This is a genomic window from Pseudofrankia coriaricola (assembly GCF_001854805.1).
In the GTDB taxonomy this organism is placed as follows: domain Bacteria; phylum Actinomycetota; class Actinomycetes; order Frankiales; family Frankiaceae; genus Pseudofrankia.
Map to the genome: position 1 here is coordinate 54,401 of NZ_MBLO01000248.1, position 16,064 is coordinate 70,464.

Here is a 16,064-nt window from a genome sequence, read left to right on the forward strand (position 1 = left end):
TCGGGCGGGGGGGACGCGGTGTCGGTGCGCTCGCTGATCTTTGGCTCCGTGGTTGCTTCGTCGCGGGCGCGTCGCGCCCTCCTCCGGCCATGCCGGCCGCCAGGCCGGCTCCGCCGGGTCTCCGCGGCCCATTCGTGGCCGAACGGCCCCTCATGTGGGCCGTGGTCCGTTGCGATTCGGCCCGATATGGCCCGCGACCCGCCCGTCAAGCCTAGACGACCGGTTCCGGCGCCCCGGCGGCCCGGGAGGCCACGCCGCCGGGCACCACGGTGCCCATGCCGTGCCGCCCGCATGCCGTGCCGCCCGCATGCCGTGCCGCCCCGCGCCGCGCGCCGTGCTGCCCAGGTCTATGCGATGCCCAGGCGCGATGGTGTTGCCTGGGTGTGGGCCGCGCCACGGTGCCCGGCCGTGCCGGGTGCTTGGTGCTCACCGCCGGACGCCGCACGGCGCGGGCGCCCCACGCGGCCAGGCGCCGTGGGAGTCCCACCACGCCACCGCACAAACCTGTGCAATACCTGTGAATCCACCCGGGCCTCCCGCAGGTGGCGGGCAGGCACGCGCCGATGTCACCGGCACACCCGCCCTGAGCCGTGGCGGCCGGCGTCGGAACCCGCCCGGGAAGGCACGGCGGGTGCCTACCTGACGTGGGTGCCGGGTTGTTCGACGGTCTGCCAGACTGCGAACCGTGCGCGTACTCGTGATCGGTTCTGGTGGCCAGGTCGGCTCCGACCTGTGCCGGCTGCTTGCCGCTGATCCCCGGCTGCCGGCCTCCGCTGGGCTGACCCGGGCGGAGTGTGACATCACCGACCCGGCCAGGGTCCGGGCGGTAATCCGCGACCAGGCCAGACCGGCGAAGATCCAGGGCGGGCTCACCGTCGTGAACACCGCAGCCTGGACCGACGTCGACGGCGCGGAGACCGACGAGGCGGGTGCCTACGCCGCCAACGCCGCCGGGCCCGCGCACCTGGCCGCCGCCTGCGCGGACGCCGACGCGACGCTCATCCACCTCTCTACCGACTACGTCTTCGACGGCACGGCCGACAAGCCGTACGAGGTGGACGACCAGACCAGCCCGGTCTCCGCCTACGGGCGGACCAAGCTGGCCGGCGAGCAGGCCGTGCTCGCGCTGTGCCCGTCGGCATACGTGATCCGTACGGCCTGGGTATACGGCGCGGTAGGGAAGAACTTCGTCAAGGCGATGGCGCGGCTAGCCCGTGAGCGCGACTGCCTCACGGTCGTGGACGACCAGCGCGGCTCACCCACCTGGTCAGCCGACCTCGCCGCCGGGATCGTCGAGCTGGCGCTCTCCGGCGCCTCACCCGGGCTCTACCACTACACGAGTGCCGGCGACACCACCTGGTTCCACTTCGCGCAGGCGATCATGGAGGAGCTCGGCCCCGACGCGGTCAAGGTCGCCCCGACGACCACAGCGGCGTTCCCGCGCCCCGCGCCCCGGCCCGCCTACTCGGTACTGTCCGCCCGCCGCTGGACCGACGCCGGCCTCACCCCGCCCCGCCCCTGGCGCGACGCGCTTCACGCCGCCTTCGCCGCCCATCCGCGGGAGCTGCGCGGCTGACCACAATGCCTGGGAGCCGGCGGTTCTTCTTGATTAAGCCAGGCGAGGGGTCCCCGCCGATCCGCCTACCGGCGCCGACCGAGCAGCAGGTATGGAATTCGTCGATGCGACGCATTGGGGGATCGGTGGGGTAGCTGTGCCCCGGGGGTAACGTGAAGCCGTGACCGCGCAGATCAGCCCGTCTCCACCACCGGGGGCCAACCCCGGGCCTGAGGGCCGTCCCACCCTGGTGGCGGTCGCCTGGCCCTACGCCAACGGCGCACCGCACCTGGGGCATATCGCCGGCGCCTACCTGCCGGCCGATATCTTCGCGCGGTTCCAGCGGATGGTGGGCAACCGCGTGCTGATGGTGTCCGGGTCGGATACCCACGGCACGCCGATCACGGTGCGCGCCGAGGAGGAGGGCATCACTCCTCAGGAGGTCGTCGACCGCTATCACCCGGTGTTCCTGGATATCTGGGAGCGGCTCGGCATCTCCTTCGACCTGTTCACCTCCACCCGGACGGACAACCACACCCGAGTCACCCAGGATGTGTTCACCCGGCTGCGCGACGCCGGCTACATCTCCATCCAGGAGACGACGCAGTTCTACGACCCCCAGGCACAGCGGTTCCTGCCCGACCGTTATGTGCTGGGCACCTGCCCGTACTGCGCGTACCCGAGCGCGCGCGGCGACCAGTGCGAGAACTGCGGCCGCACCCTCGACCCGGACCAGCTCATCGACCCGCGCAGCAAGATGACCGGCGCGGTGCCCGAGCAGCGCCGGACGTCGCACTTCTTCCTGCGGCTGTCGGCGCTGTCCGACGAGCTGCTGGCGTGGCTGCAGAGCCGGCAGGGCTGGCGCCGGCACGTGATCAACTGGTCGGTCCAGTTCGTCAAGGACGGCCTGCACGACCGGGCGATCACTCGCGACCTCGACTGGGGTGTGCCGCTGCCGACCGACGAGCTCGGGCCGGGCAAGCGGATCTACGTCTGGTTCGAGGCGGTCATCGGCTACCTGTCGGCGAGCAAGGAGTGGGCGGCGACGATCGCCGGCGACCCGGAGGCGTGGCGCGCCTGGTGGGAGAACCCGGACGCGGCGGCGTACTACTTCGTCGGCAAGGACAACATCCCGTTCCACACTGTGATCTGGCCGGCGATGCTGCTTGGCTACGGCGGCCTGAACCTGCCGACCGACGTACCAGCGAATCAGTACGTCACCTTCGGCGGGGCGAAGGCGTCGAAGTCGGCCGGGATCGGGCGGACGGTCCCGGACTACCTCGACGTCCTCCAGCCGGATGCGCTGCGGTACGCGGTCTCGACCGTGCTGCCCGAGCAGAACGACACCGAGGTCTCCGACGCGGACATCATCCGCCGGGTCAACGACGAACTGATCGCCAACTGGGGCAACCTCGTCAACCGGGTGATGGCTCAGATCAACAAGTTCTTCGACGGGGTGCTGCCGGACGTCCCCGCCCCGGCGGAGCTGGGCGGCCAGCACGCCGAGCTGCTGGCGAAGGTCGACGAGGGCCTGGCCCGGGTCGCCGAGCTGCTGGAGAAGGTCGAGCTGCGGGCCGCGCTGCGGGCCGCGATGGAGATCTCCGGCGAGGTGAACCAGTACCTCTACCGTGAGGAGCCCTGGAAGACCATCAAGGTCGACCGGGAGGCCGCCGCGGCCAGCCTCGCCACGTCGGTGCAGGCGATCGCCGGTATCGCCGTCGCGCTCGCTCCCTTCCTGCCGTTCAGCTCCGAGCGTCTGGCGGCCGTGCTGGGCGTCGATCTGGGTGTCTGGCGGCGCCAGCCGGTCCCGGCCGGCCGCCGCCTTGAGTGGTCGGGCGCCCTGTTCACCAAGCTGGACCCCAAGGCCCTGGACGTGCCAGCGGCCTGAGCTCCCGATTCGCGAGAACGGCGTGGCTGCCCCTCGAGGGGCAGCCACGCCGTTCTCGTTTCGGGCTGGACGCGTCGCACCCGGGATACCCGGGACGCCCACGGAACCGTCACAATTCCCGACGACCGTCACCCAGGGTCTCCGGTAAAGCCGCCGAACGTAGCGATGGCGAGTACGGGCGGCCATGAGCGGGTACGTTGAGCAGCAACATGTGTTCGGAGGGTATCTACCTGCCCGTGTAATCACCCGGGCGGGGGTGGGAGGTGCTGGCACGGTGACCGAAGCACCGCCCAAACCCCCCATAGACGTTTCTCTTGGTCTTCCCCCCGACCTCAACCCACGCGGCCGGCCACCGGCGCGCCGCGCCGACGCCGCCCGTGGGCGGGCGCGCCGCGCGCTGGTGGTACTGGCCACGACGCTGTCCTGCCTGATCTTCGTCGCCGCCACCGGCGGATACACGGTCTATCGCTACTTCGACGGGCAGATCTCCCGCATCAAGCTCAACCTCGGCGGCGACCGCCCCACGGAGAACGCCGGCGGCGCCGTGAACTTCCTGCTCGTCGGCTCGGACAGCCGGGCCGGCACGGGCAACCAGTTCGAGAGTGAGGGCGCGGTCGACGGCGAGCGGTCCGACACGACCATGATCGCCAACCTGGCCCCGGACGGGACGACCACGCTGGTCTCCTTCCCCAGGGACACGCTGGTCGCCATCCCTGGCCACGGCAGGGGCAAGCTGAACTCGGCGATCACGACCGGCGGCCCGTCGCTGCTGATCAGGACGATCGAGCGGATGACCGGGATACGCATCGACCACTACGTCTCGGTCGACCTCGACGGCTTCCGCCGGATGACGAACGCGATAGGCGGGGTGACGGTCTGCCTGCGGCAGCTGCCCGACGGCTCGACGGCGAACCTGCGCGACCCGTGGTCGCAGTGGCGCGGGGTGGTCGGCGCCAACCATCTCGACGGCGAGCAGGCACTGGCGTTCGTCCGCCAGCGCCATGGGCTACCCAATGGCGACTTTGACCGGATCCACCGCCAGCAACAGTTCATCGGCGCGGTGTTCGAGAAGGCGACGAGCACCGGCGTACTGGCCAACCCGGCCCGCCTGGAAGGCCTGCTGCAGGCGGCGCTCAGCTCGTTGACCGTCGACGACTCCACCAAGATCGATGATCTGCAGCGGCTCGCGACCAGGCTGCGCGGCCTGAGCGCCGACCAGATCCGCTTCGAGACGATCCCGGTCCGGCCGCCGACGCCGGCGGAGGGCGCGAACGCCCTCGGCGAACTACCGGTGTACGGGTCGGTGCAGATCTACGACCAGAGCGCCCTGGCCGCCTTCCTCGCCCCGTTGCGCGGCGACCGAGCCCAGGGCGGCTCCCCCACCGCGACCGCCGGCCCCGGCGGCGCCCCCGCGGGGCCCGTCTCGCCGCGCTCCGGCGTGCGGGTGAACGTGTACAACGGCACCGGCGTCGCGGGGACGGGCGAGACGACGGCGACCTCGCTGGCCCGCGCCGGCTTCGAGACCAGCGCCGCGCGCACCTGGACCGGCGGGTCCCTGGCCGCGAGCGAGATCCGGTACGCGCCGGGGCGGGAGGCGGACGCGCGGGCGGTCGCCGCGGTCGTCCCCGGAGCACGCCTGGCCGTGGACTCGGCGCTGCGCGCCGGGACCGTCACGCTGATCCTCGGCACCGGTTTCACCGGCCTCGACCGCGCGGCCATCGTCGCGAACGCGGGTTCCGGGGCGTCATCCACGGCGCCGGGCGCCGCTGGCGCGGGCGGCACCGGCTCCCCGGCGCCGGCCGCCCCGCCGCGGACAGCCTCCGACCTCACCACGAGCTGCACGTACTGACCCCCGCCGGCGGGGCCGCGGCCGCGAGGGGGTTGGGGCGCCGTCGCCAGGCCGAGGCGCCTCGGCCTGGCTTGCAGCGCCGACGCTCGCCATCCCGGTGTCCGCCATCCCGGTGTCCGGCCTCGAGCGGCCCCGCTTTGTCAGCGCCTCCGCGCGGTGGCCCTCCGGAGGCCGCTCGCGGCCGTTACCACCGCCACGAGACCAGGTAGACGCCACAGAAACACCAAAGGAACAACAGACTCGGCAGCCAGCCAGTGGACACCAACGGGAGCCAGAGCGCGCTCCCACCAGCCATGGGCCAGCGCAAGGCCGCCCGTACGAGTCTGTGATGGACCTCACGACGAGTCAGCCCGGCCACACTCGGCACCCGCCCGGCCGACCTGCGCACCAGCGCGCCACGGCGCGATACCGCCTGCGCCCCGGCGCCGAAGCACCAATGTTGTCGCGGTGTGTAGCAACAACGTCACATCTGTCCGTTGTCTTTCTGCTCGCACGGCCGGACGGCAACGCCCAAGCGGAGCGACGCGTCCTAACTCGGGACAACGACACTGGTCTGGGGTCGCTCCGCCCACGGCGCGCCGGAGCGATGGCCGCCCCGCGCATGGGGGACGCGGGCAGCCCGCGGACATGTCCCGTCGGCCCAGCCGACGGGGCCGTCCCAGCCATCTGGTCTGTCCGGTCTGTCTGGTTGTCCGACCCGCCAAGGAGGGCCGCACCGCCGGTGAGCCACGCAATCCTGCCGCGCCCGGCCCTGCCGCCGGAGCTCGACCCCCGGGCCCCCCGCCGCCGCCGCTCCTCCCTGCGGCGGCTCTCCCTGGTCAGCTGCTCGTTGCTGTCGACCCTCGTGCTCGCGCTGAGCGGGGTCGGCTGGTTCCTCTATAACCAGTTCGACAGCAACATCACCCGCAACAGCGGCTGGAACGTCGGCGGGAACAGGCCCGCGGAGGTGCCGGGCAGCCTCAACATCCTGCTGCTCGGCGACGACAGCCGCGATGGCACGGGCAACGAGTACGGCGGCGAGGCCGTCGAGGGTAACCGGTCGGACACGACGATCATTGCCCACTTCGACAAGGACGGCACCGCGACGCTGCTGTCGTTCCCCCGTGACGAGCTGATCAAAGTGGTCGTCCCGGCATCCGCGGCGAAGGAGGTGCCGCGGGACGGCAAGGACAAGCTCACCAACGTCATGACCTACGGCGGCGTGCCCGGCCTGATCACCACCCTCGAGGCGCTGACGGACCTGCACATCGACCACACCGTCAAAATCGACCTGGCCGGCTTCAAGCAGATAACGGATGCGATCGGTGGTGTTACTGTCTGTGTCACGCGGATGCCTAACGGCAGCACCACCAATCTGAATGACAACTATTCGCAGTGGCACGGCCAGCTGGGGGAGAACCACCTGAACGGGGATCAGGCGTTGGCCTTCGTGCGGACCAGGCACGCCCTCGGTGACGAGCGGCTGCGGATCCTGCGGCAGCAGCAGTTCCTGTCCAAGCTGCTGACACAGGCGACCAGCACCGGCGTGCTCACCAACCCGGCGAAGATCACCTCGCTGCTCGGCGCCGTGGGTGGCGCGATCGAGATGGACTCGAGCCTCGACCAGACAGAGCTGATCAAACTCGCCGACCGGGTCAGCAAGCTCGGCTCCGGCAAGGTCAAGTTCGTCACCGTGCCGACCCACATCCCGGTCGACGGCGAGGGCGGCGCTACCGGCGGCAACGGCACGGTCAGCTACCACGGCGCCGTTCTGTTCATCAACACCGAAGAGTTCGAGCAGATCCTCGCACCGCTGCGCCCCGCGTCGCCGCAGGACGCGGCGGTCGCCAGTGCCGCGCCCGTGGCGCCCGCCCAGGTCGTCGTCGCCTCGATCGCCAACGCGTCGGGCCGCCAGGGGCTCGCCGCCGCCACGGCGGCCGACCTGCGCAAGCTCGGGTTCGGCGGCTTCATGGCCGCCAAGACGGCCACGGCCGACCAGAGCGCGACCGAGGTCCACTACGCGCCGGGCCAGGAGAGTGCCGCCAAGACCCTCGTCGCCCGCATCCCGGGCGCGCGGGCGGTGGCCGATGCCACGCTCACCGGCAGCGGCCTCGAGCTCGTGCTCGGCTCGTCGTTCACCGGTGTCACGGGCGCCGCCGGGCCGACGGCCGCCAGCGCCGCTACCGGCGCGGCTCCCGCGGCCGGCGCGGCGGGGACGGCCGCGCCGACGACCACCGCGCCGCTGGGGTCCGGAGGCATCCCGGCCGACACGTCGTGCACGCCGTGACGAACGGCGCGCCGCGACTCACCACGGTCGAGGAGCTGCTCGGCCCGCCGGGGCCGGGCGGCGCGGGCGGCGCGGCGCCGTTCCCGGGGGTGGCTGCGGCGCTGGCGGCCCGGCTGCGCGCCGACGGGGCGAGCCCGATGGTCACGTTCTATGACGACGCCACCGGCGAGCGGGTCGAACTGTCGGGGGTGACCCTCGACAACTGGGTGGCCAAGACGGCGAACCTGCTCGTCGACACCCTCGGCCTCGGCCCGGGCGACCGAGTCGGCGTGGACCTGCCGGCCCACTGGCTCGCCGTCGTCATCCTGCTGGCCGCCTGGTCGGCCGGTCTCGAAGTGCTCGTCGCCCCCAGCTCCGAGGACCGGGCGGACGGGGGCGACGAGGCGGACGGGCCTGACGACGACGAGCCGGCCGGCGACGTCCAGGCGGTCTTCGTCGCCGAGAGCCGGATCGACGCGGCGCTGGCGCTCGGCGCCGACGAGGTCGTCGCGCTGTCGCTGCGCCCGTTCGGCGCCCGGATGGCCCACCCGGTGGCCGGGGTGCTCGACTTCGCCGCGGAGGTGCCCGCGCACGGCGACCGGTTCGCCGCGCCCGCGCCGCCCGCCGCGCAGACCTCCCTGCTCGCCCGCGCCGCCGGCGCCGCCGAGGCGGCCGGCCTCGGCCCCGGCGACCGGCTGCTGTCCACCGCCGGGCCTGGCGGCGCCGAAGGCCTGCTGGCCACGGTGCTCGCGCCGCTGGTGACCGGCGCGTCGGTGGTCGTGTGCCGCCACCTCGACACTCACCTCGACGACGGTGCGCTCGCCCGCCGGATCGCGGCGGAACGGGTGACGGCTGTCTGCGGCACGAGCCGCCCGCTGCCCGCGGGTGTGCGTCGGCTGTTCCTCGCGGACGCCGCGGCGGTCCAGGGGCACGTGCCGGAAGCGGGCTGAGCGACGGCCCGGGAAGGTGGGCGGGCACTCCCGAGTGGGTATTTCACAGCGTGACCGCCGGCCCGCCTCCGCGCCCGGATCATCCCGTTTCGGGCGGCGAGGTTCGTCCTGGGCGAATGATTCCGTAACACGGGGTTACTACCAGCGGACAGGATGACGGACGGCGCAAACCAGTCCGGCCAGGCCCGGCGGCTCCGGCTACCGTCGACGGACGGACGGGTGCACCTGCCGGATTGACGACGATCCGGAACTGTCCGGCATGACTGGCGGACAGGCCCGCGGCGGGCCCGCCTGGTCCCGGGAGGCGGGCCTGGCGGCGCGGCAGCTCGGCGGCCCGGCGGCCGGCACGGCGGCACCACGGCCCGGGGCGGTTGACGGGCGAGCCGAGCGGGCCCGCCAGGCGCGGCGGGCACGTCGATGACACAGAGAGGCAGCGAACCGTGAGCAGGTCCAGGGTGGGCAGGTCGAGCACATCCGAGCGGCCCACGACGCCGCCTGGGGATCCTGCCGGCGCGGCAGGCGAGACCGGGCCACGGATCGCCGTTCTCGGCACCGGCTACCTCGGCGCGACACACGCCGTGTGCATGGCCGAGCTCGGCTTCACCGTGATCGGCTACGACGTCGACGCGACGAAGGTGGCCCGGCTGTCGGTTGGTGAGGTGCCGTTCTTCGAGCCCGGTCTCGAGGAGCTGCTGCGCAAGAACCTCGAGTCGGGGCGCCTGTCGTTCACCGCCGAGATCGATGACGTCGCGACCTGGGCCGACGTGCACTTCATCTGCGTCGGCACCCCGCAGCGCCCCAGCGACGGCGGCGCCGACCTCACCTACGTCGACGGGGTCGTGGACACGCTGATCGACACGGGTCTCGCGCCCGGTGCGCTGGTCGTCGGCAAGTCGACCGTGCCAACGGGCACGGCGGCGGCGCTGGCGGCCAGGATCCACGCCGCCGCGCCCGACGTCGAGCTCGCCTGGAACCCGGAGTTCCTGCGGGAGGGCTTCGCCGTCAACGACACGCTGCGCCCCGACCGGCTGGTTTTCGGTGTCATGCCGGATGGCGCCGCCGAGGCCCGTCTGCGTGCGGTGTACGCGCAGACGATCGAGGCGGGCACCCCGGTCGTGGTCACCGACTACGCCACCGCCGAGCTGGTCAAGGTCGCCGCGAACGCCTTCCTCGCCACCAAGATCTCGTTCATCAACGCGATGGCGGAGATCTGCGACGTGGCCGGCGCCGACGTGCTGCAGCTGGCCACCAGCATCGGCTACGACGCCCGGATCGGCAGCCGGTTCCTGCGCCCCGGCATCGGATTCGGCGGCGGTTGCCTGCCCAAGGACATCCGCGCGTTCCAGGCCAGGGCGACCGAGCTGGGCGCGTCGGACTCGCTGGCCTTCCTGGCCGAGGTCGACGCGGTGAACCTGCGGGCGCGCGGGCGGGCGGTGACGCTGACCCGGTCGGCGCTCGGCGGCAGGGTCGACGGCCGGCGGCTGGGTGTGCTCGGCGCCGCGTTCAAACCGAACTCCGACGACATCCGCGACTCGCCGGCGCTCGACATCGCCGCGGCGCTCGCGGCCGACGGCGCGCTGGTGACCGTGTACGACCCGGCGGCCGTGCCGAACGCGCGCCCGCGCTACCCGTCGCTGAACTACGCGTCCTCGGTGCGCGAGGCGGTCACCGGTGCCGACGCGGTGCTGGTGCTCACCGAGTGGGGCGAGTTCCGCGAGCTCGACCCGGCGGCGTTGCTGTCCTACGTCGCCGGCGCGGTGGTGGTCGACGGCAGGCACGCCCTCGACGCGGCGCGCTGGCGTGCCGCGGGCTGGGCGTACCACAGCCTCGGCCGCCCCAGCGACGCCGGAGCGCCGGCGGCCGAGAAGCCGGCGGGCCAGGAACCCGTATGGTAGCCCGCCGCGGTGACCGCCGGTTAGCGCCCAGTCACGACCTCACGCGGGGCGCCGGTGGCGATGTCGTCGACGAAGCCGCGGACCGACGTCGACCGGCGCAGGTAGGGCGAGGCGGCCAGGGCCTCGACCGAGGCGCGGACGTTCCCGTCCAGATCGCTGAACGCCAGCACCGGCCACCAGCGGTGGCGGTGCGCCAATGCGCTGTCACTACTGATGGCTGGGTTGTGCTGGCGGCTCACCAGAACGGGGCACGTCCGACCGCGTGGCCTGACAGTTAGGTGGGATGTCCATGGGGACATGCGGCGCCCGGTTCGGGACGAAGGACCGGGTCCGACGGGCGGCGCGGGAGCTTGGTCCTGGGGGCAGGCCCGGCCGCCGCGGGCTCCCTCTACAGTGAAGAGACCGACGAGATGCCGGCCCACAAGGACATCTGGCCGTCCGCTGGTAGGGGACAAGGGGAACGGTGTCACCGACAGCAAACGAGGGCAGACCGTCTGTCGACACAGTCCCCCCGTGGCTCCTAGGAGGATCTTTGCCTTCCGTCGTCGATCCGACCGCCTCCGCGTCGGCCCCCCACCGTGCCCGGCGACGCGGGCGGGGGCGGTCGAAGGCCCGCCGGATGGCGTCGGTAGTCTCAGCGGGTGACAGAAATCAACCAGGGTCGCCTGTCATGAAGCATCGGGCACGGCCTTCACGGCTGACGCTGCTCATCCACGAGCTGGGCAAGTTCGGCGTCGTCGGTGCCCTCGCCTATGTGGTCGACGTACTCGTCTCGAATCTGTGCCACTCACAGTTCCACATGGAGCAACTGACCGCGAAGACCGTTTCCACGATCGTGGCGGCGACGATCGCCTACATCGGGAACCGGAAGTGGTCGTTCACCCACCGTGCACGTACCGGTGTGCGACGCGAGTACACGCTGTTCATCATTTTGAACGCGATTGGCCTTGGTATCGCCCTTGCCTGTCTGGGCTTCGGCAAGTATGTGCTGGGGCTGCAGGGCGCGCTTGCGTTCAACCTGTTCGGTAACGTGCTCGGCACTGGCTTTGGCACGGTCTTCCGTTTCTGGGCCTACAAGCGCTGGGTGTTCCTGCACCCGGATCACCCCCGAGCCGTCTCCAGCCCCGCCAACCAGCGGTCGGCCCGCGTGCCCGAGCCAGCCGGGCGCTGACAGGGACATCCAGACGGCTCGGATACTCGGCGACTCGGGTACCCGGCGACTCGAGAACCAGGGCACGATTGCCGACCGATCGAGTATCGGGAGCAAGGGCTTACGTTCCGTCGCCTCCTGGTAATCCCCTGACGGAAGATGGCCGGCGCGGCCCCAACCACGGCCCGCGGCCGCAGCGCCACTTCCGGAGTTCGCCCCCTCCCGCCTTCACGGCCACCATCCCCGCGTCACCCGCGGCGCTGGGACAACCAGGCCGGGCCCCGGCCGGCCCGCCTCCTCCGCTGCCCGGCGATACCAGCCCAGGCGCGGCACGACGCAACAGACGCCCAAGAGGGTCACTCGACTATCAACTTCCGGCTGGTCGCGGGCGCCGCGGCCCGCCCGGTCGGGATGAATCCATAACTGGCTCCATACGCCGGTCGACCGTCATTTTTCGTCGGTGCCGACCGGCCATGGCATGCCGGCGTGACGGGCTAGCCGGCCCGGTTCCACCCGCCGCCACCACACCGTAATGTCATACGCACGACGTCCGATGTCCGACAACCGACCGCGAGATGCCGCAAGACGGCACGACCTCCTAACATCGGACACCGGCCCCGGGGATGGAGAGTGGGGCACCCGGGGACCCTTTGGGAGGGAAAGTCATGCAGCCAACAGGCCACGAGCCGGACAACTCGGACGACGAGACCCAGCTCGTCGGTGGGTCCGGGGCGGCGCCGGGCCGGTCGCCATACGGGCAGGGCCCATCCACGCCCGCCGCGGGCGGCCCGCCGGCGGACGACGCGGACGCGGTGACCCGGCTGGTTGGCGGTGGCACCGCCGACCCCTACCGGGCAGGCACGCCAGGGGCCACGCCGCCAGGCGGCGCGCCCGGCTACCAGCCGACCACGCCCTACCCGCAGCAGGGCGGCTACGGCACGCCGGCCGGTTACCCCCCGCCGCCGCAGGCGCCCGCGCCGAGTGGATACCCGAGCCAGACGCCCGCGCCGAGTGGATACCCAAGCCAGACGCCCGCGCCGAGTGGATACCCAAGCCAGACGCCCGCGCCGAGTGGGTACCCGAGCCAGACTCCGGCGCCGACGCCGGGCTACGAACAGCAGGGATATACCCAGCCGGGTTATGGAACCCCGCAGGGCTACCAGCAGCCGGACTACAGCGCGCAGCCAGGCTATGACTACGGCCAGCAGACCCAACAGGCCCAACAGGCCCAGCAGGGCTACGGCGGTTACCAGCAGCCCGGGTACGGCCAGCAGCCCGGCTACGACTACGGCCAGCAGGGCTACGCGCAGCAGCAGGGCTATGGCGGCACCGGCTATCCCGGCGGCGGCCAGCCGCAGCCGCCGCGCAACAACAACCGCCGCAACCTGATCATCGGCGGGGTGGCGGCCGGTGTCGTGCTGATCATCCTCATCGTCGTGCTGGGAGTGACCCTGGCCGGCGGCGACGACAAGCCGAAGCCGGTGGCGTCGGGCACGCCAAGCGTGACGCCGACGGTCTCCGCATCCGCGACGACGACCCCATCACCGCTGCCGACCAGCTCGTCGCCGTCGCCGTCGCCCACGGCTTCTGGCGCGCTCAGCCTGGCCGAGCAGGCACTGGTGGGACGGCTGGACCCGGACGAGGTCTCGGACTGCGAGTCCGCGGCCGACCAGGAGGACAGTGATGTCCAGGCCGCGGTGCTGTGCACGGCGACCGGTGACGGCCGCGGCATCTTCGCGTTCAGCTACTTCGACGCGGACGCGCTGAAGCGCGATACGGACGCGCGCAGCAAGACGATCACGGACAAGGGCGACTGCAAGGACGGCAAGGACCAGGTCGGCACGTGGAACTTCACGGACAGCGAGGTCGACGAGGGCGCGCTGCTCTGCGGCCACCTCGACGACGGCTCGTTCTACATGCACTGGACCTACGACGACGACCTCCTTGCCTTCTTCGCCACCGACAACGACGGGGTCACCCTCTACCAGTGGTGGGTGGACTTCGACCCGCTGGCCTGACCCGTCAACACCCTCTGGCTGGCCGAGGGGCCGACCCGCGCCCGCGCTGATCGGCCCCTCCCGCACCCATCGGCCAGTCGGGACCTGGGGACCGTCACGGGCGGGTCGGCCTGAAAGAGGGGCCGGGGCGGGTCTCGGCGCCGATCGGCCCGTTCCACCCATAGGGCACCAGTGGTTGAAAATCGACGGCCGCGCGACAATGGGCAAACCCGTGGCGGAGGCCTGCCCGTGGAAATGCGATCAGGCCGGCCCGGCCGGGCCTGATGTCAGTTTCATCAAGACCGCGCGTGGCCGCGGCCGCAACCGGGGGAGGAACGGTGGCAGGCCCATCCGACGATCGGCCGCCGCGGCCCGAGGGCCTGACCTCGGCCGCCAGCGCCACCGGTCCCCCGGCGGTCCGCGCCGCGCCCGCCGAGCCAGCCTCACTTCCCGGCAAGGCGGTGCCCGCGCGGGCCGAGGCCCCCGACGAGGAAGCCCGCTGGACGTCGCTCGCCGGCTGGGCCGATATCACCCCGACCAACCTGCGTCCCGAGGACATCGACCCCGACACCACGCCGCGGGGCGGCCTGCGCCTGGCCCCGCTCACCCCGCTGGCGCCGTTCGGCCCATCGGCACCGCCAGTGGGCGCTGCCCCTCCCGTGCCCATGGCGCCGCCAGCGGCCGCGCGCCGGCCATTCGTGCCTCCGGCGCCAACCGCTACTCCTCTGTCCGCCAGGTTGCCGCCCCGGCGATTCGTGCCTTCGACGCCAGTCGCCACTCCCCTGTCAGGCCGGTCCGCGATGCCGGCGGGCCAAGCCGGCCCGCCGCCCGCCGGAGCGGGACCGGGGCCGTGGCGCTGGCCAGCGCCCCAGCCCGGCGCACCCGTCGGGACGACGCACGGCGCCTGGGCGGCGGCCGCCGGCCCGCTGACGCCCGCTGTGCCGTTCTGGCGGCGCCGGCCCGCCCTGAGCGCGGCGTTGCTGAGCCTGGTCATGCTGCTCGTAGCCGTCGGGATCGCCTGGGTCGCGGTCGCGCCAAGCTGCTGCACGGACGGCGCCGCGGCGCCTCTGGCCGGGGCCACGCCCGCCGCCGCTGTCCCGTCACCCACGGCTGGCGGGGGCTGGACGCCCGCGCAGCGCGCCCTCGCCGACCGGCTCGACCCGGCGGTGATGCTCGGTTGCCGGCCCAACACCAGCCCCGCCGGCACCGGCGTGACGGCGTCGCTGTTCTGCGCGACGCCGGAGGGCCGGCAGGTGGCGGTGTACGCCTACCAGGACGCGGACGCGCTGCGCTCCGACGTCACCGAGCGCGCCAACGGCGTGCCCAGCGAGGGCCGGTGTGAGCGCGGCGAGAACGAGGTCTTCTCCTGGGATACCGGCCCCGGCACACCAGCCGGTGGGACGGTGGTCTGCCATCATCGCGATGGCAGGGCCTTCCTGTTCTGGAGCTCGGACGCCGACGTCGTCTCCTTCCTCGCCTACGACACCGACCCTCGGGCCCTGGTCAACTGGTGGGAGTCGTTCGAGCCCTTCCCGGACCGCGCCGGCCCCACCGCCGCGCCCCGGCCGGCCTGAGCCACCGGCCGCCGCGGGCGAGGACCGGCCGGCTCACTCGCCGCGCCCGTAGGCCGGCGGCCTGGCACAACGAACCGCGCACAGCGGGCGTCGCACACCACGCGCACTGGGCATGGGGAAGTCCGGACACGGGGAAGGGGACCGCGATGCGGCGTGGGCAGGTCGCGGCGCTGGCGGCCGGCGGGACGGTTGTGGTGGCGGCCGGCGTCACGGCCTTGCTGCTCACCACGGGCGGCGGCGGGCCGACGCCGGCAGTGGGCACGTCCCCCGCGGCGGTGACCACCCAGGGGGCGCCGCCGCCGGCCGCGAGCTCCCCGGCCGACAACCTGACGCCGGCGCAGCGGGCGCTCGCCTCCACGCTCGGGCCGCTGCGGGTGCGCGACTGCGTGCCGGCGCCGCCCGACCGGGTCACCGAGCCGCCAGGCCAAGGGCTGAGCCCGGACCAGGGCGTCGACGCCGCGATCCTGTGCCAGACCAACGTCATCGCCGGTGAGCCCGGCCCGGCCGAGGTCGTCGCGCGGCACTACCGCGACGCCGCCGCCCTCAAGGCCGACGCCGACCGGCGCGCCGGCGCCGTCAACGACGTCGGCAGCTGCGCCGCCGGCGAGCCGAGCACCGAGACCTGGGGCCGCTCGACGCGCCAGCTCGGCACCTTCCTCTGCGACCGTGTCGCCCCCGGCGCACCGGATGCTCGCTTCGCGGTCTTCTGGACGGTCACCGCCGACCAGACGGCCCTGTCCGCGGCGTCCCCCGACTCCGCCGGCCTGATCGCCTGGTGGCGCGACTTCACGAAGCCATAGCCGCTTTCTCGGGGGGATCACCGCGGTCGTCGGCCAGGCTGTCCTCGCGTCTGAGTGGACGGCCCGGCGGCCGGCGTAGGACGGTGGCGTCGGGCAAGGCGCGCACGGGCGTCGGCGTGAGCGTGGGCGAACCGGCGCCGCGGTGCGGTCCGGGGAGCGCG

At 72.8% G+C, this 16,064-nt stretch carries 11 protein-coding genes; 10 read left to right on the forward strand and 1 reads right to left on the reverse strand.

Annotation, left to right across the window (positions count from 1 at the left end; translation table 11 throughout):
- Window positions 1-697 precede the first annotated feature (697 nt).
- The 6 genes from rfbD to BCD48_RS35085 all read left to right on the forward strand — a co-directional run bounded on the left by rfbD (window position 698) and on the right by BCD48_RS35085 (window position 10,382).
- Window positions 698-1,576 carry a dTDP-4-dehydrorhamnose reductase gene (gene rfbD / locus BCD48_RS35060; RefSeq protein WP_071052703.1) on the forward strand — a complete coding sequence of 293 codons (879 nt, stop codon included), beginning with the start codon at window positions 698-700 and terminating at the stop codon, window positions 1,574-1,576.
- Between the two features lie 160 nt (window positions 1,577-1,736).
- Entirely contained in the window at window positions 1,737-3,443 is a 1,707-nt protein-coding gene (gene metG, locus BCD48_RS35065) for a methionine--tRNA ligase (RefSeq protein ID WP_083419669.1), read from the forward strand.
- A 274-nt stretch (window positions 3,444-3,717) separates the two neighbouring features.
- Window positions 3,718-5,292 carry an LCP family protein gene (locus BCD48_RS35070; RefSeq protein WP_071052704.1) on the forward strand — a complete coding sequence of 525 codons (1,575 nt, stop codon included), beginning with the start codon at window positions 3,718-3,720 and terminating at the stop codon, window positions 5,290-5,292.
- Window positions 5,293-6,013: 721 nt separating this feature from the next.
- Complete coding sequence (locus tag BCD48_RS35075; RefSeq protein ID WP_071052705.1) at window positions 6,014-7,558, forward strand: LCP family protein; 1,545 nt, start codon at window positions 6,014-6,016, stop codon at window positions 7,556-7,558.
- The gene (locus BCD48_RS35080) at window positions 7,555-8,487 is read left to right on the forward strand and encodes a TIGR03089 family protein (protein ID WP_071052753.1); all 933 of its coding nucleotides are present in this window, start codon (window positions 7,555-7,557) and stop codon (window positions 8,485-8,487) included. The genes BCD48_RS35075 and BCD48_RS35080 overlap by 4 nt, the downstream gene beginning before the upstream one ends.
- A gap of 440 nt (window positions 8,488-8,927) precedes the next feature.
- On the forward strand, window positions 8,928-10,382 hold the full coding sequence (locus tag BCD48_RS35085; protein WP_083419670.1) for a UDP-glucose dehydrogenase family protein: 1,455 nt from the start codon (window positions 8,928-8,930) through the stop codon (window positions 10,380-10,382).
- A 20-nt stretch (window positions 10,383-10,402) separates the two neighbouring features.
- On the opposite strand, the gene BCD48_RS50890 is transcribed toward BCD48_RS35085, so the two are convergent.
- Complete coding sequence (locus BCD48_RS50890; RefSeq protein ID WP_131804164.1) at window positions 10,403-10,621, reverse strand: carbonic anhydrase; 219 nt, start codon at window positions 10,619-10,621, stop codon at window positions 10,403-10,405.
- 431 nt (window positions 10,622-11,052) lie between these two features.
- On the opposite strand from BCD48_RS50890, the gene BCD48_RS35090 reads away from it, so the two are divergent.
- The 4 genes from BCD48_RS35090 (at window position 11,053) to BCD48_RS35105 (ending at window position 15,903) form a co-directional block, all read left to right on the forward strand.
- Window positions 11,053-11,553, forward strand: a complete 501-nt coding sequence (locus tag BCD48_RS35090) for a GtrA family protein (RefSeq protein WP_071052706.1) — start codon at window positions 11,053-11,055, stop codon at window positions 11,551-11,553.
- A 644-nt stretch (window positions 11,554-12,197) separates the two neighbouring features.
- Window positions 12,198-13,550, forward strand: a complete 1,353-nt coding sequence (locus BCD48_RS52635) for a hypothetical protein (protein WP_071052707.1) — start codon at window positions 12,198-12,200, stop codon at window positions 13,548-13,550.
- 317 nt (window positions 13,551-13,867) lie between these two features.
- Window positions 13,868-15,103: a hypothetical protein gene (locus BCD48_RS50010; RefSeq protein ID WP_071052708.1), complete on the forward strand. Its 1,236-nt coding sequence runs from the start codon at window positions 13,868-13,870 to the stop codon at window positions 15,101-15,103.
- Between the two features lie 146 nt (window positions 15,104-15,249).
- Window positions 15,250-15,903, forward strand: coding sequence for a hypothetical protein (locus BCD48_RS35105; RefSeq protein ID WP_071052709.1), 654 nt, complete (start codon window positions 15,250-15,252; stop codon window positions 15,901-15,903).
- Window positions 15,904-16,064 lie beyond the last annotated feature (161 nt).